Here is a 20711-nt window from a genome sequence, read left to right as displayed (position 1 = left end):
GGCATGTTTTAAATAGGACATAACCGATTGATAAGGAATTCACAGCATGTCCGAGAACAAAACCACTAAACTGATCACTGCCGGTCGTGATAAGAAGTGGACCAATGGTGTTGTTAACCCACCAGTACAGCGCGCTTCAACTGTCGTATTTAACTCAGTAGAAGAGAAGCGTAAAGCTACGATTAACCGCGCCAACAAGACCCTTTTTTACGGACGTCGTGGAACCAACACTCATTTTGCTTTCCAAGATGCGATGGTTGAGGTGGAAGGTGGCGCAGGCTGTGCACTCTACCCTTGTGGAACGGCAGCTATCTCTAATGCGATCCTTTCTTTTGTGGAAACAGGCGACCATATTCTGATGGTTGACACTTGCTACGAACCAACTCGCGATTTCTGTGACACCATCATGAAAAAGATGGGTGTAGAAACCACCTACTACGAGCCAACAATTGGCGAAGGTATCAAAGAGCTTATCAAGCCAAATACCAAGGTGTTATTTACCGAGTCTCCGGGTTCAATCACCATGGAAGTTCAGGATGTCCCAACACTCGCACGCATTGCTCACGACCATGACATCATAGTGATGTTAGACAACACATGGGCTGCTGGTGTTAATTTCTCTCCATTTGATTTTGGTGTTGATATCTCGATTCAAGCGGCGACTAAATACATCGTCGGCCACTCTGATGTGATGTTAGGTACTGCCGTTGCCAACGAGAAGTGCTGGGACCAACTAAGAGAGCAAAGCTACTTAATGGGCCAATGTGTTTCACCAGATGACGCTTACCTTGGCCTACGCGGCATTCGTACCTTAGATGTACGACTACGCCAACATGCAGAAAGCAGTTTAAAAGTCGCGAAGTGGTTAGAAACTCGACCTGAAGTAGACCACGTTCGTCACCCTGCTCTTGAATCATGCCCTGGTCATGAATTCTTTAAACGAGATTTTACCGGTGGTAATGGCCTGTTCTCGTTTGTGCTAAAGAACTCGAATACACAAGCAACCACAGCGCTGCTTGATGGTATGAAACACTTCAGCATGGGTTACTCGTGGGGTGGATTTGAGAGCTTAATTCTCGCGAACGAGCCGAGCAGCTTTAACAGCCTAAGAACGGTAGCAAATCCAAACTTCGACGGTACTTTAATTCGTGTACATATCGGCTTAGAAGATGTTGATGATTTGATTGCAGACCTAGAGGCAGGATTAGATCGCTACAGCGCTCTAGTTTAGCTAGAAACGGCATATTCAACATACAAAAAAGGCAGGATATTCCTGCCTTTTTCAGTTCTGCGCATCAGCAGCCTATAGCTCCACAACTAACGCACAGTGCCTCGTAGTTCATTATTGAACTTGATAGCATGTCCAATTAAAGATTTCAGAGCGGTGCTCATTAAACAGATACAGGGACTGCTCCTTCTCCAAAATCGAGTAATCAATGGTCACTCCTTTATACTCACTGTATTCCTGATTAATGATCGGATCATGAAATGGAGTTGCGGTTCTCACGTCAATAATGCTCATAGACAAATGATCCCCGTCCAAACCATAGTAACCAGAATAAAGATTTTCCATTGTGCCTTCGGTACCGTCTTTCTCTGTGATCGTCACAAACTCTCTCATGCTAAAAGTTTGGTCAGACTGAAAAGTAATGCTCATACGCTCATAAAGCGATTGATAAGGTTGAAATGCCTGAGATAAGAAATCCGTTTTTAACGTTTTACAATGCCATCGAGTGCCCGCCAGTGCATTCTGGTCTAGAAAAAAGCTCGCCGAAGCTATTGCCAATAAAATGAGTAAGCCAATTAATCGCAAAAGTAGCTCCTCTTTTCCATATGACCGGCAAATGAGTCAAAAGACGTCTCTACATTGAAAATCGTCGCCCCGTAATTGAGCGCTTCGCCATCCTTCCTTTGAACTAACATGTACAAAGCATCGCTCTCTGGTTGGTCGACAGATGGATAAATACGAACAAACACATCCACATTGCAGTGACTAGGTATCACACTGGTCAGCTTTTCTGTTATCGCTGGTAGCGAATAAGAATCTCCATGAACAATATGGAAAAAGTAGTGGTTGGTATTGTCTGTGTAACTATCACGATATTCCGACTTATCAATAAAGTAAGGCGTTGGCTTGTAGTAAGTTTGGAATAGATTGAACACAGTAACGAGAACACAAATAAGTGCGATTATATAGCCCGCTTTTACCGCGTGCTTATTGCTAGTAATACTTGATAACCCAAGTGCAATCGAACCGTGCGCTTGATTTGAAGTTGTAGAGTCCGAAGCGATAGTCGACGAGTTCTCTTCAGGCTCTTGACTTGTCGTAGATGGTTTATCTGCTTGTACAGTCGACACGTCTTTAATAGCAGGCTTTGCTGCGATAGCCACCATAGACGCAGACTCGGCTTCACCAAGATCTACTTGAGGCGCAGCTTGGGTATTTGAACTTGTCTTTTTAGACTCGTCTATTTCAAGGGAATAGCCGGTTTTACTGACAGTGCGGATCGTCGCGCAGCCACAGGTTACCCTAGATAGTGTTTTTCTGATCTTTGAGATTACATTGGTGAGAGCTTGTTCCGAGACAATCACATTGCCCCAGCATCTATCAAATATCAGACCTCGTTCGATGCACTCGCCGACGTTTTCAAGTAAGAAGAGGAATACCTTACCTTCAAGTGGCGCGATGGTTTCTACGTGTCCATCTTCACGCACAAACTGCCTAAGCAAGGGATCATAACTAGCATCACATATTTGGTAGTTTTGTTGTTTCACTATCGTTTTCTATCTTTAAACTCGGTCGCATATAATATTGAATAGTTTATAAATGGCTAGTGAATTTTCCAATTTTTGAGTAATTATTTCGCGACGCTAAATAACACTTTTATTTGTAAGGACAACACACCATATGGTCATTAACCATACCGGTAGCTTGCATGAACGCGTAACAGATTGTTTCACCTACAAACTTAAAGCCCCTCTTTTTTAAAAACTTACTCATAGCTTTAGATTGCTCCGTAGAAGCAGGGACTTGTGACATTTCTGTCCACTGATTATCGATCACTTTGTTATCAACAAATTGCCACAAGGCATTGGATAAAGAACCGAATTCTTTTTGAAGCTCCAGCGCTGCACGAGCATTATTGTACACAGAAGCAATCTTGCCCTTATGTTTAACCACATCAAAATTTTCAATGATATTGGGTACATTGTCTTCATCGAGTTCGGCTAATTTGTGTAAGTCGTAGTTCTCAAATGCCGCGCGATAGCCTTCTCTTTTTTTCAGTATGGTAATCCAACTCAGACCCGCTTGAGCTCCCTCTAGCGTGATGAATTCAAACAACACTTGATCATCATAGACAGGCACGCCCCATTCCGTGTCGTGGTACACCCTTTCAAGTTCATGTTTAAGTGCCCATGCACAAGTTCTCTCCGCGCTATTCGCTTCCATTTCGATCATCTCACTTAAATACAGTACATAAAAATAATGCCCCAGTTAGGGGCATTATTTCAAAGATAAATTGGCGTTATGCTACGTCAATCTTATGGAACAGGCGGTACAGTACCGGTACAACAATAAGCGTCAGTACCGTCGCAAAACCCAAACCAAACATAATGGTTACTGCCATTGGCTTGAAGAAGATATCTGGCAATAGAGGAATCATACCTAGAATCGTCGTAATCGCCGCCATACATACTGGGCGAACACGGCTTAGTGCAGCATCAACAACAGCAACATAAGGATCCTTACCTGACTTCATCTCAATCTCGATTTGGTCAAGCAGTACGATACCGTTCTTCAAAAGCATCCCGGATAGACTCAAGAAGCCTAACAGAGCCATAAAGCCAAATGGGGTGTTTAAGGCCAGCAAGCCAGTCGTCACACCAATTAAAGCCAGTGGTACCGTTAACCATACGATCAGCGGCTCTTTTACTGAGTTAAACAGGAACACAGTGATCAAGAACATGAACAAGTAGCCAAGAGGCATAGTTGTGAATAGTGATGCTTGCGCATCCGCAGACGACTCATACTCACCACCCCACTCAAGAGAATAACCAGGTGGCATCTCAATCGCTTCAATTTGTGGCTGTAGGCGCTTCTGTAACGTAGAAGCAGTTTCTTCACCCAGTAGGTCTGGATCCGCCATCACTGTCAGCATACGCTTACGGTTCTTACGAATAATCAGTGGATCTTCCCATTCCAACTCATAACCTAAAGTCACTTGTTGCAGTGGGATATATTCACTTAACGCAGGGCTCCAGATCTTCATACCTTCGATGTTACGAATATCGACACGCTCATCTTCCGGCAAACGTGCCACAATTGGCATCAGTGTTGTACCATCACGATACACACCAATCGACTTACCAGAGAAAGACATCGCGAGGAAATCATCAACATCTGACTTGGTGATACCGTAACGACGAGCTTGGCTTTCATTAAACTGAGGCTCTAGCACCTTAGTTCTTTCACGCCAGTCGTGGCGAACGTTAAATGCACCGCTATCAGCACGCATTACATCCATCACTTGTGCTGCGATTGAACGTAATACCGTTGGATCTGAGCCTACAATACGAGCTTCAATCTTCGCACCGCCACCAGGACCTAACTCAATCTGTTTTAGCTTGTAGTCAATCTCAGGGAACTGACCATTAACATGGTCACGGAAGCGCTTCATTAGCCCTTCAAGCACTTCGTAGCTCTTAACACGAACCGTTATCTCACCGTAAGCGCTATAACTTTTCTCCGGTGCGTAAGTCAGCATGAAACGCTGTAAGCCCTTACCAGCGGTCGTCGTGATGTGTTCAACTTCGTCCTGTTCAGCTAACCAGCTTTCAAGCACTTTAAGCTTAGTGTTGGTCGCTCGAATATCGGTCCCTTCCGGCATCCAAACATCAACTTGGAACATCGGTGTTGTCGATGATGGGAAGAAAGCTTGTTTTACGAAACCAAAACCGTAAACACTCGCACCTAGACCAATAACCAGAACAATCATGGTTAGCCACGCACGCTTCATACAGAATTCTAGGAAGTTTTTGTAGACAACAAAAACCATCCCGTTGTACGGATCTTTACCCTCAATGTCTGCATCGACCTTCTGACCTTTAAAGAAGATATCGGCAAAGAATGGCGTAATTGAGATAGCTGTAAACCAGCTCAACATTAGCGAGATAAGCAGAACCGTGAACAAGGTGCCACAATACTCACCCGTCGAGTCTTCAGACAAACCGATAGGCGCAAATGCCGTTACCGCAATAACCGTTGCACCTAGCAATGGCCATTTAGTCTGAGTGACGATATCAGTGGCGGCCTGCATCCGGGTTCGCCCCTTCTGCGTGCCGATCAATATCCCTTCAACCACCACTATGGCGTTATCCACCAGCATCCCCAGTGCGATAACCAATGCACCCAGTGAGATACGTTGTAAATCGATTTTGAAGTACTGCATGAAAATGAAGGTACCAAACACGGTCAGTAGCAGTATCAAGCCAATCAACAGACCGGAACGCAGGCCCATGAAGAACAGTAGCACCACGATTACGATTGCAACCGCCTGCCCCAAGCTCACCACAAAGCCGCTCACGGATTTATCTACTTCTTTAGGTTGGTTATAAACCTCTGAAATGTCGATGCCTACTGGCTGTTGGTATTTCAATTCAGCAAGTCTGCGGTCAAACGCTTCCCCCACCGCGACCACGTTTACGCCTTGAGCAAAGGACACACCAAGGTTAAGTGCTAGTTTGCCGTTGTAGCCGATAATGTTAGTCGGTACCTCAACATAACCGCGGGTTACTTCTGCCACATCTTTTAGATAGATAAGGCCTTGAGCACCACCTTCGGTCAGGATCAAATCACCCAATTGCTCTACATTCTGGAACTCGCCGGTAGGATGGATACGAATGTACTCGTCACCAATTCTCACCGCACCCGCACTGGAAACAATGTTTTGAGTCGATAAAAGGTTAAATACCGTGTTTGGCGAGATGCCCAAAGAGCTGATCCGTTTCATCGAGATTTCGATGAATACTTGCTCTTGCTGCTGACCAGAAACAGAAACTTTACTGACCCCATCAACCAGTTCCAGCTCACGCCTTAAATAATCGATATAATCCAACAGCTCTTTGTAGCTGTAGCCATCACCGGTTACCGCAAGCAAAATACCGTAAACATCACCAAAATCATCGATGACTTGTGGATCGTTCACACCAGGCGGCAGTGACACTTTCAAGTCATTCACTTTTCGACGAAGTTCATCCCAAATCTGCGGCAGATCGTCTGGGCCATAGTTGTTCTTCATCGTTACCGTTACCTGAGACAAGCCGCGGCTAGAGATAGAGTTAACCTCATCGACGTAAGTAAGTTGTTGAATCGCTTTCTCTAGTGGATAAGTGACTTCCTCTTCCACTTGCTGCGGTGTCGCACCTGGGTAAGAGGTGACAACCATCGCATCTTTGATGGTAAAGGCCGGGTCTTCTAGACGCCCCAAACCAAAGAAGGCAGACACACCACCAATTAGGAAGATCAACGAGAGCATCCAACTGATAACTTTATTGCGAATAAAGTAAGCCGCTACACCCGTGATCTGGTCGTCACCCTGTTGAGCGTCACTCTGGGGCTTGTTATTTGCTTCACTCATTGTTCGCCTCCTGAGATAATACTTCCACTGTCATCCCATCTCGCAATCGCGATACGCCCGCTACAACTATATGTTGCCCCATCTCTAATCCTTTGATTATTTGCAACGTTTTCTGGTTGGCTTTGCCTAATACCACTTTCTGCTTTGAAACTGTGTTGTCGTCATTAATGACCCAAACGAATGAGTTCTTACGAGTAAGTTCATCGCCGTCAGCATTGAATACCGCCTCTATAGGTACTAAAACACCGGCTTTCAGTTCTAAGCCAATATCTCGACCATGTGAGGTAACGTCGACCGCCATACCGTCCAAAATCAGATCGTCTTCAGGCATCGGTAGTGCCAAGGTCACGGTAAAGGTTCCGGTGCTTGGCTCGGGCTCTGTTGTGAACTCTTTAATGCCTGCTGGGTACTCATTACCGCTTGGAACTCGTACCAAGGCCGTCACATTTTCAAGGATGGTCTCGCTAGGCTGGTTAACGTAGATTTGATCAGGTAGCTGAATCACGACCTCAACATCCTCAACGCTGTGAATATTCACGATTTGCTGACCCACTTGAATGTTCTCAAATTGGTCGACACTGACACGGGAAATGATGCCATCAACGGGAGCTTTGAGCTTAGTGAAAGACAAGCGAAGCTTCGCCAGTTCTAACTCGGCGTAGGCAATCTGACGTTGAGCGGCAATCTCATCAAACTGAGACTTCGCGAGTAAGCCCTTTTTCACTAGAGGTTTTGAGCGCCTGAACTGGCTGTTCACCACTGTATATCGAGCTTGAGCATTATCAACGTCCAATTGATAGTCCGTAGGATCAAGCTCAGCAATCACATCCCCCGCCTCAACTCGTTCGCCTTCTTTGACATCGAGCCTGTATATTTCGCCCGCCACTCGAAAGCTCAGATGTGCTTTTTCCGCCGCATTGGCAACGGCTGGGAAATAGAGTTTGTCATTGAAATCTAATACTGAAATCTCAATCGCTTTAACCAATGGAATGTTCTCAGCTTCTACTTGAGGTTTTTCTCCACAAGCAGTCAGCAAAGCTAAACATGACAGTCCTGTCGCTATTTTAAATGCACTCATGTTATAGCCCCCTTTCCTTGATCCACTCTCGAACCTTAATGCCGGATTCAAGGCCATTAACACCAGAGGTTACAATGCGATCTCCATCGTTTAAGCCAGAGACAATGTGACGTTTTTCATCAATCACGATCGCGACTTTTTCAACGATACCATCACTATTCACTCGCCAAACTGAGACATCATCGCCATCAGTCATCATGGCAGAGGTCGGGATTTTGGTTGCCGCGGCTTGAGCCGACACAAGATTCACGGTACCAGACATGCCTGGCAAGATACCGATATCGGTTGGTCTTTCCATCACCATGGTGACTTTATATGAACCCGTTTTAGGGTCAGCTTCTGTATCTACCTCTTGGAACGTCAGTACGTAGGAGTTTTCAGGAAACGCATCAAATACCATGGTTGCATCGATTTCAAACCCTGAAGAAAAGCGCGTAATAAGTTGATCGGGCAATAAGAAAACGACTTTTAGAATCTGATTGGTCTGAATATTCATGACGCCTTCTTTAGCGGCAATGTACTCATGATTTTCAGCTGGAATAATGGAAATGGTGCCATCATAAGGGGCAACTAAAGTGGTGTAGCGAAGATTCGCATTCGCTTGATTTAGCATCGCGCGAGCCGAATTGTGGTTTGCTTTCGCTTGGTCGAAATCTTGCTCTGACACTACGCGGTCTTTACGCAGTTTGATCGCACGTTGGTACTGAACATCGGCAAGCTGAAAGTTCGCTTTTGCTTGCTTCTCTAGAAGTTGATATTCATCAGGGTTTAGCATGGCGAGTTTGTCGCCTTTCGACACATGCTGACCTGCGGTCACGTCGATGCTCTGTAATAATCCGGGAACGCGGAATGCGAGTACCGCTCTATCACCAGCTTCAGTTGTAGCAGGGAAATTACGCTCAAAAGCATTGTTACCGACGGAGACAGTGAAGAGTTTGGCGGGTCTAGATTCAGGTTCAGGTACGGGAGGAAGCTCCTTACCACACCCAGACAACCCAGCTAAGGCCGTCAATAGGACAAGGGAGGCTCTATACATTGGTGATCATCCATATCTATAAATATTTTTATAACATAGATTAATCGCATGTAACTTACCAGTCGGCGTAAGATTTATTTAGAGAAAATTATTAAAAAAAATAACGGCTTGGAATAAATTTTCCTAAACCGTCATCTTATATTTTTTAGGTTTTACCGCTACATGTTCTTAAATTCGCGGTTCACTTTAAACGTATCGGATGTGACATAAGCTTCCATGTTGCGGACACTGGTCTCTAACTTCTGGAAATCACCCTCTAAAGTGTTCAATAGTGACTCTGCAGTTTGCCCTTTTTCCCAAGGCTTTTGCTTGAGTGTATGCTCTTGTTTAGCCTTCATTTGGTCGACATACTGAGGTGGTTGTTTTTCAAGCATAAATGTCAAAGCAATATACGCCAATAACACCAAAAAACTACCACCGAGCAGTGCAGCAGAGATAACCATGATGCGAACCAACCAGACTTCCAGGCCGAAATAATTCGCCAAGCCTGCACACACGCCAGACAACTTACCGTTAATTGGATCGCGATACAGATCTCTACTCATAGTTTCGTCTCCAGTTAGGTGACTCCGCATCCAGTATTTTTTCTAGCGTTGTTACACGATCTTGCATCGATTCTGCCTGTGCTGAAAGCTTGTGCAGGCGTTGAAGATCCGTTTCCGATAGCCCATTACTGGATTTCTTCTTGCTGCGGTAATGTAGGAATAACCATAGCGGTGCCACGAAGATCAAAAAGACAATCAGTGGACCTGCAATTAGAAATGTGGACATAGACAACTCCTGAATTATTTATCGCGGTTTTCAACTTGTTGCTTCAGCTTCGCTAGCTCTTTTTCAATCTCATCTTGAGCTTGTAGCTCTGCAAATTCTTGGTCTAACGATTTTGCATTGCCTGTCTTCGCGTAAACATCCGCTTCAGCTTCTAATTCATCCACTTTACGCGAGAATTGCTCAAACTTCGCCATTGCTTCACTGGTTTTGCTTGAATGCAGGTGTTTTTGCACATCACGACGGTTGCTTGCAGCGTTGTTGCGAATCATCAGTGCTTGTTGCTTGGCACGTGTTTCTGCGATCTTAGTTTCAAGCTTACCAATCTCATTCGTTAGTTTCTCAATCGTTTCATGCACTAACGTTTGCTCTGTGTGAAGGCTCTTGATGATGTCTTCAAGCTTTTGCTTTTCGATCAGCGCCGCTCTCGCTAGATCTTCACGTTGCTTGGTCAGTGCCAGTGTCGCTTTATTCTGCCAATCAAGAATCAGAGTTTCGATAGCTTCAACTTTACGAGCGAGTTCTTTCTTGTCCGCGATTGCTTTTGCTGAGTTAGTGCGAACCTCTACCAATGTATCTTCCATTTCTTGGATGATCAGGCGAATCATTTTTTCAGGATCTTCAGCCTTGTCTAATAATGCGCTGATGTTTGAATTTACGATGTCTGCAAAGCGAGAAAAAATACCCATGAGAAACTCCTTAATTACAATTGAAGGCAAATGCGTTTTAAATCGTTGTGCGACTCATCACCACTTGCTCGCTAATTTACATTTGTTGTTAAACCTACCATAAGTAATCCAAGTAGCGTGCCAACTTTTAAGACATTAATTATCAGTCACTTACAATGTAATGGCGATTAACCTGAACCATGCTATGATGAATTTAACCAAGTATTGGTATTTTTCACCATTACAGCCCTTATATGACCTCCACTAGCGCTCAGCTACTACAAGGACCCGCTATGCAGCAGAATCTCATTGGTGAATCACCTAGCTTTCTTTCTGTTTTGGACAAAGTTTCTCAACTGGCTCCAATAGAGAGACCTATTCTGATCATTGGCGAGCGTGGTACAGGTAAGGAGTTGATTGCACAAAGGCTCCATTACCTCTCAAAGCGTTGGGACCAACCCTTGATCTCACTAAACTGTTCAACCCTGAGCGAAGGCTTAATTGATTCAGAGCTGTTTGGTCATGAGTCAGGCTCCTTTACCGGTTCAAAAGGTCGTCACCATGGCCGATTTGAAAGAGCAGAAGGCGGCACACTATTTCTTGATGAACTCGCGACAACCCCTCTAGCTGTGCAAGAGAAACTATTGCGGGTTATTGAATACGGACAATATGAACGTGTTGGTGGGCAAAAAGCGCTAAGTGCAAATGTAAGGCTGGTGTGTGCGACCAATGCAGACCTACCAGAGATGGCATCTAAGGGCGAATTCAGAGCTGACTTATTGGATAGACTCGCCTTTGATGTGATTACTATTCCCCCGCTTCGTGAACGTAAAGAAGACATCACATTATTGGCCGAATACTACGCTATTAAGATGTGCCGTGAATTAGAGCTTGAGCTATTTGTTGGCTTTGCACCATCGGCCATTGAATCCTTATTGGAATACTCTTGGCCAGGTAATGTCAGGGAGCTCAAGAACGTCATCGAGCGTGCCATCTACCAACATGGCAATAACCCATACCCTATTGAATCTTTGGTATTTAACCCGTTCAAGCCAGCATGGGACACGAATCAAGAATCCTCTCAAGAAATTGGTAATGATCCATCCAACAGCCATACTTCTACTGAGAGCTCGTTTTCTTTGCCTCTTGACTACAAAGCATGGCAAGAACAACAAGACATCAAACTGCTCAATCAAGCCTTAAAACAGAGCAAGTACAACCAAAAGCAAGCCGCGGAATTACTCGGACTCACCTACAACCAATTAAGGGGAATGGTGAGGAAGTACGCGATTGTCGGACAAGGCAGTGAGAAATAGCCACACTCATAGGATTATTATTTGGAGCCGAATAAATAAAATGTTAAATTATCCGGATCTTGAGGCTCCTCTAACGCCTCGTTTCGAAAAGTATTTCTTTTTATGAAAGCACTAATAAGACTATCACTGAGCATCTGCACGCTGAGCTTTTTAGCCGGATGTGGTGAGAGTGTGAATCACGATCAAATTCGTGAAAAAGGCTTCATTTATTGTGGCCAAGGTAATCCTAGTACCTTCAACCCTCAATTGGTTGATAGTGGAATTACAGCAGAATCACTGAGCCCTCAAATCTTCGACACGCTGCTCACACTCGATCCTATGACCTATCGACCACAACAGAACCTAGCAACAAGCTGGTCTGTCGATAAATCAGGTACTGAATACACTTTCAAACTGCGCCCGAACGTCGCGTTCCAGACCACAGACTGGTTTACGCCAACCCGTTCTATGAACGCGCAAGATGTGGTTTTTAGTTTCGAACGTATCATTGATAGCTCAAACCCATTCCACTATGTGGGCGGCGGTCTATATCCATGGTTTGCTGGCATCGATTTCAAGAACTTGATTGTCGATATCACGGCAGTGGATGACTTAACGGTTAAATTCCAATTAAGTCGACCAGATAATTCCTTTCTAAATAACATTGCGACCAGTTACGCGGTAATTCACTCTAAAGAATACGCAAACCAACTCGTGGCTGCTGATGAGAAGAATGAAATCGACTCAAAGCCAGTTGGTACAGGTCCATTCTATCTCGATGAATATCAAATCAACGACTTGGTGCGCCTTAAAAAGAACAAGCATTACTGGAAAGGTGATGTGCAAATGGACCAAGTGGTTTTCGATACCTCACAACGCGGAACCGGCACACTCGCTAAGTTGCTGCGCAATGAATGTGATGTGTTGAACTCGCCGATTTCTAGCCAGATCCCAATCATTCAAGCACACGAAGAGCTGCAGATATCCGCGACACCCGCGGTTAATGTCTCTTTCATCGCCCTTAATACAGAGCACCCAGCCCTGCGTGACTCTCGCGTACGTAAAGCGCTGAACTTGGCTATCAACCGCCAGAATATTCTTGATTCGGTATACTACGGCACAGGCACCAAGGCTTACACGCTGCTGCCTCCAACATCTTGGGCTCATCAGAAAGACAATGTTCAAGTACGTTATGACCGAAACTATGCGATAGCTCTTCTCAAAGAAGCTGGCGTCGAGCCGGGATTAGAGCTTTCAATGTGGGTACCGCTAGAGCCAAGAGCGTATAATCCAAGCCCGCGTAAGACAGCAGAACTTATCCAAGCTAACTTAGCGGACATCGGCATCGAATTGAAACTTTACACTGACGACCGATTCGACCGTACACAGCTATCTTCAATCGCCTCAACAGATCTGCTACTAACTGGCTGGATCGGTAATACTGGTGATCCTGATAACTTCTTGCGCCCCCTACTCTCTTGCAGCTCTGAGCGCGCAGGACTCAACGTATCGATGTGGTGTAATTCAGACTTTGATTTCCTTCTGGATTTAGCCATAGAGATCAACCAACAAAGGCACCGTGTAAACTTGTATCGCCAAGCCCAAAACATTCTTAACGAAGAAGTTCCTGTGATCCCTCTGGCTCACGGAGTGCAGTTCCGCGTTCATGATCGTTCACTAACCGGCTTCAAACAGAGTCCGTTCAATGCCCAACCTTTTGATCAAGTCAGAAGAGAGGTGCACTGATGTTTTGGTATACATTAAGACGTATTAACTTGTTCGTGATCACGCTTGCGATTCTGACGATGGTCGGCTTTTCGTTACTGCGACTCGACCAAACCTCACCGTGGGCGATTCAAGATTTCTGGCCGGGCTGGATAAGCTATGTTACTGAATTGTCGACGCTGAATTTTGGCTTGAGCAAACACGGTACCCCTATCATTGATGAGCTTGTGGTTGTATTCCCAGCCACATTGGAGCTGTGTTTCTTTGCCTTTGTGCTAGCGCTTTTGATTGGCATCCCTTTTGGAACCATCGCAGGCATGAGACAAGGTAAGTTTGTCGACACCACTATCTCGTTCACCTCAATGGCCGGTTACTCAGCACCAATATTCTGGGTCGCACTCTTGATGATCATGGTGTTCTCTCTGCATTTTGAGATGTTCCCTGTTGGCGGTCGATACGATCTACTTTATGAGATTGAACACGTGACTGGCTTTGCGATCATCGATGCTTTTTTTGCTGAAGGCCGTTACCGCGCGCATGCTTTGCAAAGTGTCATCGAGCACATGGCGCTGCCGTGTCTTGTTTTAGCATTGGCACCAACGACTCAGGTTATTCGTCTGATGCGAGCATCAGTGGCTGAAGTGATGACACAGAACTACATCCGTGCGGCACGTATTAAAGGTCTATCAACAAGAGAGATCGTGACTCAGCACGTATTAAGAAATGCGATTCCACCGATTATTCCTAAGGTCGGTGTTCAGCTTTCGAGCATGTTAACGCTTGCGATCATTACCGAGTCTATCTTTAACTGGCCGGGGATTGGACGCTGGTTATTGGATGGTTTATCGAATCAAGATTACGTTTCTATTCAAGCAGGCGTAATCGTGGTGGCAACTCTGGTTTTGACTGCAAATATTCTGTCTGACCTGCTAGGCGCTATGGTCAACCCACTGGTAAGGAAGGAATGGTATGCTAACAAATAACGTCTACCAGGAAGAACAGATTCCTACCCAGTTTGAGCGCTTCTGGCGTAGCTTCCGCTCTAACAATCTTGCGATGTTTGGCTTGTGGTGTTTGATACTTATCATTCTGGTGACGATCACTTCTCCGTGGTTAGCTCCTCATGATGCGCAAGAGCAAACAGGCCATCTGCTAACACCGCCATCTTGGGATCCAGCAGGCACTGTTGAATACTTCTTAGGTACAGACGATCTGGGTCGAGATATTCTTTCTCGCTTAATCATTGGCTCTCAGCTTACCTTTGGCGCTGCAGTCGTGATTACCTTTATCGCTGCCGTTATTGGCTGTCTCATTGGTGTACTTGCCGGTATGACGCGTGGTTTGCTATCAAGTACCCTAAACCACCTGCTTGATACAGTGATGTCGATTCCGTCTCTGCTACTGGCAATTATCTTTGTGGCATTCCTCGGCTTTGGCGAGTTCAATATCTTGCTAGCCTTATGTTTGGCATTGATTCCGCGCTTTATTCGCTCGGTCTACATTGCTGTGCATGCTGAGGTAGAGAAAGACTATATTCTGGCTTCTCGCCTTGATGGTGCGAACGACTTCTACCTGCTGTGGAACTCGATTCTTCCTAATATTCTTACTGTGGTGGCACTAGAAATTACGCTGGCGTTATCCGTCGCGATTCTTGATATCACCGCTTTAGGCTTCCTTGGTCTTGGCGCTCAAGCACCGAGTACCGAATGGGGCTCTATCCTCGGTGATTCTGTAGAACTGATTTATCTCGCACCATGGACAGTAACCCTACCTGGCCTAGCCATTATGTTTACAGTGATTGTGATTAACCTCGTCGGTGAAGGTGTTCGCCAAGCGCTAAATGCAGGAATCGAATAATGCCGTTACTTGATATTCGACATCTAACCATTGAAATTGAGACCCCTCAAGGGATGGTTAAAGCGGTAGATCGAATGAGTATTACCCTCAATGAAGGGGAAATTCGTGGTTTAGTAGGTGAATCAGGCTCAGGTAAAAGCTTGGTTGCTAAAGCGATCGTTGGTGTTTGTAAAGAAAACTGGAAGGTATCCGCTGACCGTATGCGACTCGGGAATGTTGACCTGCTTCAACTGACCCCTAAAGAGCGCAGACGTGTTATTGCTCGTGATATTGCGATGATTTTCCAAGAGCCATCGACGTGTCTTGATCCTTCGGAAAAAGTAGGCAATCAACTGATTGAAGCCATCCCCTCACACGCCTTTGAAGGTCGATGGTGGCAACGATTTAAATGGCGTAAGAAGCAAGCGATAGCACTTCTTCACAAAGTCGGCATTAAAGATCACTCTCGCCTAATGGACAGCTACTCTTATGAACTCACTGATGGTGAGTGTCAAAAGGTGATGATCGCAATGGCAATCGCTGCCAAGCCGAAAGTCTTGATTGCCGATGAACCAACTAACGACTTGGATCCGATTACCCAGTCTCAGATCTTGCGATTATTGAGCCGAATGAATCAGCTCCATAACACGACCATTATCCTGATCGGCCATGACTTAACGACCATCACTCAATGGGCGACTCGAATTACCGTTATGTACTGTGGTCAGTCTGTTGAATCTGCGGATACGCAAAAACTGTTGGATGCGCCAAAGCACCCATACACTGTGGCTCTGTTGAAAGCGATGCCAGACTTCAACGACTGGATCCCACACAAAGAGAAACTTCAGTCGCTACCAGGCTCGATTCCTCCACTACAACATCTTCCTATTGGTTGTCGGTTGGGTCCACGTTGCCCTTACGCGCAAAGACAGTGTGTGGAAATCCCACATACTAAACGAATCAAAAACCATAAGTTTAACTGTCATTTCCCTCTGAATATGGAGAAGAAAAAGAAATCATGAGTGCATTATTAGAAGTCAGTGAATTATCCAAAGACTTTACGACTCGCTCTGGTCTTTTCCGTAAAAAGATTCATCAAGCGGTGAAGCCGGTAAGCTTTACGCTTGAAGCAGGCCAAACGATCGGCTTTATTGGTCAAAACGGCTCTGGTAAATCGACGTTAGCAAGAATGCTAGCAGGCATGGTAGAACCGACTGCGGGTGAGATTCGTGTAAACGGTGAAAAGCTGGAACACAAAGACTACTCAACTCGCTGTAAGTTGATTCGCATGATCTTCCAAGATCCCAATACATCGCTTAACCCGCGCATTCAGATTGGTCGTATTCTGGAAGGCCCTTTGAAGCGAAACACCAACATGCCACCAGAAGCCCGCATGCGCCGTGTAAAGGACACACTCTTACGTGTAGGCCTTCTGCCGGAACATGCTTACTTCTACCCTCAAATGCTTGCTGCGGGCCAGAAACAAAGAGTTTGTCTAGCTCGTGCCTTGATACTTCAGCCATCAATCATTGTCGCTGACGAAGCTTTGAACGGTCTAGATATGGCAATGCGTTCTCAGATCATCAATCTGTTCTTAGAACTGCAAGAAGAGATGGGCGTATCTTTCGTCTACGTATCTCAACACCTTGGCATTGTTAAGCACATCACCGACAAAATCATTGTGATGCACGAAGGCGATGTGGTTGAGAGTGGGGACACCGATGAAGTATTAACCAACCCAAGTCACCAAATCACTCAAAGACTGGTTGAGAGTCATTTCTCCAAAGCGCCAAACCACTAAGCTGAAACGACTAAGCTAGAACCAAGCTATGTTGAGTAGGAGGGAAAGTATGTTACGAACCGCTACAATGCTTCCCCTCTTGCTTGTTAGCCTCTCATTTAAAGCGGCAAGCACACCGCTTACTTGGTTAGATAAAGCCTTCATAGAAACCGCGTTTTATAACGTGGCACTGCAACACGAATACTCCTCAGGCACGAAACCACTCGCCAAATGGCAGCAACCGATCAAAATTTGGATTGACCATCGTGTCGGCGATCAAGAGCTTCATCAAGAACTCGCCGAACTTCATATCCAGCACTTAGCTCAAGTGACCCAACACCCCATTTCACTCGTCAACAAAGAGTCTGAAGCGAACGTTAAATGGATATACACCAGACAAAGCAAGTGGATTTCGGAATCCAAACGCGTACTCAATCTCAAATCGACCGAGCACCTAAACAGTGCGATTTGCACAGCGGGTTATCGAACCAACACAAAAGGTGAAATTGTCTATGCAGGAATCATTATTCCTGTTGATCAGGCGAGATCACGAGGAAAGCTTGTCGCCTGTATCGTAGAAGAAATCACACAAGTTCTAGGGCTACCCAATGACTCAGATAAAGCCTACCCTTCCATCTTCAATGACCATACGCCAGAGGATCTACTTTCACCGTTAGATGTGGTGCTACTTCAATTACTCTACGAGCCAGAGTTGAAAGCTGGGATGACCAAAGCACAAGTAAAACCCATTGTGCGAAAAATTTTGAAGAGGTACCACGAGACGGGCGTACTTAAGCGGGCACCAAACACTGCGCAGCAAGCGCCTTTGTATCAGTTGATTGGATATTAGTACGCGAGATAGTGGTTGTGTTGTTTGAGGAGCGCTGGGGCAGCACACAGAGTGAAAGCGTTGCCTAACAGAAGGCAACGCTGACTTATGATGTAACGAGAAGATTAACGCCTAGCAGCCTGTTTCTTCAGTTCAAAGTCGAATTCATCAGGGAACAGGATAACGCCTTCTTCTTGCTCATTAGGGAATACAACCACAGCAAGTTCATCGTCTTCTAGACCGTTAGTCCAGCGGCTGTGCCATTTGTTTAATGAGATAGACTCAGCCTTACACTCAGCCCAGTCACCTGTCGCCCATGACTCAGCAAACTCTTGGTTTGGCCATACAGGAACGCAGTCTTCGTCTTCTGTGTTTAGCATTACACAACCGTGCTCATCGGTTAAGATCCATACTTCACGGTTTGCTACGATTTCTTTCACACAGTACTTTAGGCGTTGCTCACCCGTGTACTTATTGATTTCAGCGATTCTTTTATCGTCTAGCTGTGTAGTCATCTTAATTTCCTACTTTAGTCAGTAACTTTGCGCTTAAAGTTATTTTATGCAGAGTGCTTTTAACTGCAAATATTATCGATGAAGAAAAGTGCTTACTTCAAAGAAAAACGCCTGCTAAGTTAGCAGGCGTTTATTATTAAGTGACTTGATTAAACAAGCTCACCTTGTAGCCAAGGCCAGCCTTGCTTCTTACGGCTTAATGTATTTTCCATCATTAGCATGCCGTCTTTTTCGTGCTTAACCAACTTCTCAGCCCACTCACCTTTGTAAAGTAGACGAGTTTGAGCTGTAGTGATGTCAGTAAGCATTACAGCAGCGAATGCTAGACCGTTTTTCTCACAACGCTCTTCAAGATCCGCTTCAAGTGCTTCGATCATGCCATCTACTTGCTCAAGAGTTGCAAGTTCAACTTGACCTACAACAACATCGCGACCGTTGAATGGGTAGCCTTTAAGGTCTTTTTCTACTAGCTGTGCAGCAGATAGGCCTTCGATGTTTGTTTTAGCGATTAGAAGTGCTTTGATAAATGCATCAACGTCGTCTACGCCAGCGATTTCAGCAAGTTCAGCAACCGCGTCTTTATCTTTTTGAGTACAAGTTGGAGATGCGAAACCAACAGTGTCTGAAAGGATTGCAGACATCATTAGCTTAGCGATTTGTTGAGAGATAGCGTGACCTTCAATCTTGAACATGTTGAAAAGTACTGTGTTAGTACAACCAACAGGCCAGATCCAAGCTTCCATTGGGTTAACTGTCATCACGTCACCTAGACGGTGGTGATCGACAATACCTAGGATCTCTGCGTCAGCAACATCGTCTGGTGCTTGTGCTAGATCTGAGTAGTCTACTAGCCAGATTTTCTCACCAGCAACAGAAGTACGAAGTTCTGGCATTTCTGCACCAGCAACTTCAAGAATGTGTTGAGTTTCGCGGTTGATCTCGCCTTGGCGAATTGGTGTCGCTTCCTCGCCACGAGCTTTAAGAAGCTCTGTTGCAACTAACGCACTACAAATACTGTCACTATCAGGGTTTTTGTGACCAACAACTAAAATCATGTTTCTTCCTATTACACTAACAATTACGACTCTACCTATAGAGCCTCTCTTTATTAGGCACACTTTACCTTATTTTTTTAGTTTGGTCATGTTTCGTCGATTTTCCCCACTTCAAGAATAGAGAAAAAAACCAAGAATGCAATTGATAATTATTATCATTCGTATATATTAATCTTTAGACACCTATTTTTGAGTAACACCCATGGATCGACTAATCTCATTTTTACCAAGTAGTAGCACTGCGAAAACCACTCAGTTTTCACTCTCTTTCAAGCGACTGCTTTTGCCTATTTCACTTGCCGCTCTAGTTGCAGCACCGGCTACGCGAGAGCTTACGGTAACCACATTATCTGACGCCTTCTGGGCCGTGTCTTGTTATGTTGCTCTAACCCTGGCGGTCTATCACTGGCTAGCTCTCTACATCAATAAAGACAACGTATTCAGTAAGTTGGTCCATCAATCTCGCTCCAACCAAGTTGTATTTGCCGCTCTGATGGGTGCGCTGCCCGGTTGTGGTGGTGCTATCGTGGTAACCACACAATTTATCTCGGGTAAGCTCGGTTTCGGTGCTGTTGTCGCTGTGTTGGTGTCTACTATGGGCGATGCAGCCTTTCTACTCATCGCCAGCGAACCGAAAACAGGCCTCGCTATGATGGCAATGGGTGTCATCGTCGGTACCGCTTCAGGTCGAATCATCAACCTATTCCACGCCGATGACTTTTTACGTCCTAAACAAGTTGAGAATGATGAACCTGTTAGAAGCTGTTCATCGCAATCACAAGACAAAGAAGCTGTCTCTAAAAAAGCGATCAATTTGCAAGGTTACTTGTGGTCAGTATTGATTATCCCAGGCGCTGCGGTTGCCCTACTCGGCTCATTTCAAGTCGATGTCAATCAACTGCTCGCTTTACCTGAAATGTCGATGGAATGGCTTGGCGCTATCTTGTTGATTAGCTCCATGTTTTTGTGGGGTCTTACTCGTGAGATTAAAGACTACAAATCAGCGGTAAGTGAGGACGAAAAATGTCTAGGCTCTCATCCACTACAAAAAACAGCGCAGGATACGAACTTTGTTACAGCGTGGGTCGTGGTTGCTTTTCTGTTTTTTGAGTTCGGCTCTGTGATAGCAAATGTTGATTTTGCGACGCTATTCTCAAGCTGGGGAATGATGCTCCCCCTGGCTGGGGTCCTGATGGGTTTGCTACCGGGCTGTGGACCACAATTATTGGTGACTAGTCTTTACCTTTCAGGCGCACTTCCCCTTTCAGCTCAGGTAGGCAATGCAATTTCAAATGATGGTGATGCCCTGTTCCCTGCCATTGCGATGGCACCTAAAGCGGCACTGGTCGCGACCTTGTACTCCAGTGTACCCGCTCTAATCTGTGCGTACGGTTATTGGTTTATGTTCGAGATTTAACTCTCACAGCTCGATAGGTCTCTATTAGGTCGGTACTTGGTATCGACCTTTTTGCTTTCTCATACTTTGTC

At 45.3% G+C, this 20711-nt stretch carries 20 protein-coding genes; 9 read left to right on the top strand and 11 right to left on the bottom strand.

The features are described 5' to 3' along the window. Nucleotides 1-46: 46 nt before the first annotated feature. The gene (locus tag L1D55_RS10865) at nucleotides 47-1231 is read left to right on the top strand and encodes a cystathionine beta-lyase (protein WP_239917430.1); all 1185 of its coding nucleotides are present in this window, start codon (nucleotides 47-49) and stop codon (nucleotides 1229-1231) included. Between the two features lie 111 nt (nucleotides 1232-1342). Here the strand turns inward: L1D55_RS10865 and L1D55_RS10860 are convergent, their stop codons facing one another. From L1D55_RS10860 to pspA, 9 genes are all read right to left on the bottom strand, one after another. Further along, entirely contained in the window at nucleotides 1343-1813 is a 471-nt protein-coding gene (locus L1D55_RS10860; RefSeq protein WP_239917429.1) for a hypothetical protein, read from the bottom strand. After that, a complete protein-coding gene (locus L1D55_RS10855) occupies nucleotides 1804-2775 on the bottom strand; it encodes a winged helix-turn-helix domain-containing protein (protein WP_239917428.1) in 972 nt (323 codons plus the stop codon). Before L1D55_RS10855 ends, L1D55_RS10860 begins: the two co-directional genes overlap by 10 nt. 109 nt (nucleotides 2776-2884) lie before the next feature. Continuing rightward, entirely contained in the window at nucleotides 2885-3451 is a 567-nt protein-coding gene (locus L1D55_RS10850) for a DNA-3-methyladenine glycosylase I (RefSeq protein WP_239917427.1), read from the bottom strand. A gap of 76 nt (nucleotides 3452-3527) precedes the next feature. Beyond that, nucleotides 3528-6638 carry an efflux RND transporter permease subunit gene (locus tag L1D55_RS10845; protein ID WP_239917426.1) on the bottom strand — a complete coding sequence of 1037 codons (3111 nt, stop codon included), beginning with the start codon at nucleotides 6636-6638 and terminating at the stop codon, nucleotides 3528-3530. After that, the gene (locus L1D55_RS10840) at nucleotides 6631-7716 is read right to left on the bottom strand and encodes an efflux RND transporter periplasmic adaptor subunit (protein ID WP_239917425.1); all 1086 of its coding nucleotides are present in this window, start codon (nucleotides 7714-7716) and stop codon (nucleotides 6631-6633) included. The genes L1D55_RS10845 and L1D55_RS10840 overlap by 8 nt, the downstream gene beginning before the upstream one ends. Nucleotide 7717: 1 nt before the next feature. Next, the gene (locus L1D55_RS10835; protein ID WP_239917424.1) at nucleotides 7718-8752 is read right to left on the bottom strand and encodes an efflux RND transporter periplasmic adaptor subunit; all 1035 of its coding nucleotides are present in this window, start codon (nucleotides 8750-8752) and stop codon (nucleotides 7718-7720) included. 158 nt (nucleotides 8753-8910) lie between these two features. Next, a complete protein-coding gene (pspC, locus tag L1D55_RS10830; protein WP_008222647.1) occupies nucleotides 8911-9297 on the bottom strand; it encodes an envelope stress response membrane protein PspC in 387 nt (128 codons plus the stop codon). Beyond that, complete coding sequence (gene pspB, locus L1D55_RS10825; RefSeq protein ID WP_004742066.1) at nucleotides 9290-9523, bottom strand: envelope stress response membrane protein PspB; 234 nt, start codon at nucleotides 9521-9523, stop codon at nucleotides 9290-9292. The genes pspC and pspB overlap by 8 nt, the downstream gene beginning before the upstream one ends. 14 nt (nucleotides 9524-9537) lie before the next feature. Continuing rightward, a complete protein-coding gene (gene pspA / locus L1D55_RS10820) occupies nucleotides 9538-10209 on the bottom strand; it encodes a phage shock protein PspA (protein ID WP_239917423.1) in 672 nt (223 codons plus the stop codon). Nucleotides 10210-10481: 272 nt separating this feature from the next. Between pspA and pspF the strand changes: the two genes are divergently transcribed. The 7 genes from pspF (at nucleotide 10482) to L1D55_RS10785 (ending at nucleotide 17674) form a co-directional block, all read left to right on the top strand. Then, nucleotides 10482-11504, top strand: a complete 1023-nt coding sequence (gene pspF, locus L1D55_RS10815; RefSeq protein ID WP_239917422.1) for a phage shock protein operon transcriptional activator — start codon at nucleotides 10482-10484, stop codon at nucleotides 11502-11504. A 102-nt stretch (nucleotides 11505-11606) separates the two neighbouring features. After that, nucleotides 11607-13229 carry an ABC transporter substrate-binding protein SapA gene (sapA, locus tag L1D55_RS10810; protein WP_239917421.1) on the top strand — a complete coding sequence of 541 codons (1623 nt, stop codon included), beginning with the start codon at nucleotides 11607-11609 and terminating at the stop codon, nucleotides 13227-13229. After that, nucleotides 13229-14191 carry an ABC transporter permease subunit gene (locus L1D55_RS10805; protein ID WP_239917420.1) on the top strand — a complete coding sequence of 321 codons (963 nt, stop codon included), beginning with the start codon at nucleotides 13229-13231 and terminating at the stop codon, nucleotides 14189-14191. The genes sapA and L1D55_RS10805 overlap by 1 nt, the downstream gene beginning before the upstream one ends. Further along, nucleotides 14178-15065, top strand: coding sequence for a putrescine export ABC transporter permease SapC (gene sapC, locus L1D55_RS10800; protein ID WP_061031742.1), 888 nt, complete (start codon nucleotides 14178-14180; stop codon nucleotides 15063-15065). The genes L1D55_RS10805 and sapC overlap by 14 nt, the downstream gene beginning before the upstream one ends. After that, the gene (locus tag L1D55_RS10795) at nucleotides 15065-16066 is read left to right on the top strand and encodes an oligopeptide/dipeptide ABC transporter ATP-binding protein (RefSeq protein WP_004742055.1); all 1002 of its coding nucleotides are present in this window, start codon (nucleotides 15065-15067) and stop codon (nucleotides 16064-16066) included. The genes sapC and L1D55_RS10795 overlap by 1 nt, the downstream gene beginning before the upstream one ends. Further along, on the top strand, nucleotides 16063-16845 hold the full coding sequence (locus L1D55_RS10790; RefSeq protein ID WP_004742054.1) for an ATP-binding cassette domain-containing protein: 783 nt from the start codon (nucleotides 16063-16065) through the stop codon (nucleotides 16843-16845). Before L1D55_RS10795 ends, L1D55_RS10790 begins: the two co-directional genes overlap by 4 nt. Before the next feature lie 49 nt (nucleotides 16846-16894). Next, nucleotides 16895-17674: a DUF2927 domain-containing protein gene (locus L1D55_RS10785; protein ID WP_239917419.1), complete on the top strand. Its 780-nt coding sequence runs from the start codon at nucleotides 16895-16897 to the stop codon at nucleotides 17672-17674. Between the two features lie 104 nt (nucleotides 17675-17778). Here L1D55_RS10785 and L1D55_RS10780 read toward each other — a convergent pair whose 3' ends face one another. Both L1D55_RS10780 and L1D55_RS10775 read right to left on the bottom strand, forming a co-directional pair. Further along, complete coding sequence (locus tag L1D55_RS10780) at nucleotides 17779-18168, bottom strand: DUF2750 domain-containing protein (RefSeq protein ID WP_239917418.1); 390 nt, start codon at nucleotides 18166-18168, stop codon at nucleotides 17779-17781. 149 nt (nucleotides 18169-18317) lie between these two features. Beyond that, nucleotides 18318-19223 (bottom strand): manganese-dependent inorganic pyrophosphatase, encoded by a 906-nt coding sequence (locus L1D55_RS10775; protein WP_239917417.1) that lies wholly within the window; start codon nucleotides 19221-19223, stop codon nucleotides 18318-18320. A gap of 202 nt (nucleotides 19224-19425) precedes the next feature. Here L1D55_RS10775 and L1D55_RS10770 point away from each other — a divergent pair, with 202 nt between their 5' ends. Next, on the top strand, nucleotides 19426-20640 hold the full coding sequence (locus L1D55_RS10770) for a putative manganese transporter (protein WP_239917416.1): 1215 nt from the start codon (nucleotides 19426-19428) through the stop codon (nucleotides 20638-20640). Nucleotides 20641-20711: the final 71 nt, after the last annotated feature.

Source organism: Vibrio sp. Isolate22, assembly GCF_022398115.1.
In the GTDB taxonomy this organism is placed as follows: Bacteria; Pseudomonadota; Gammaproteobacteria; order Enterobacterales; family Vibrionaceae; genus Vibrio.
This window is presented reverse-complemented; position numbering and strand designations above follow the sequence as displayed.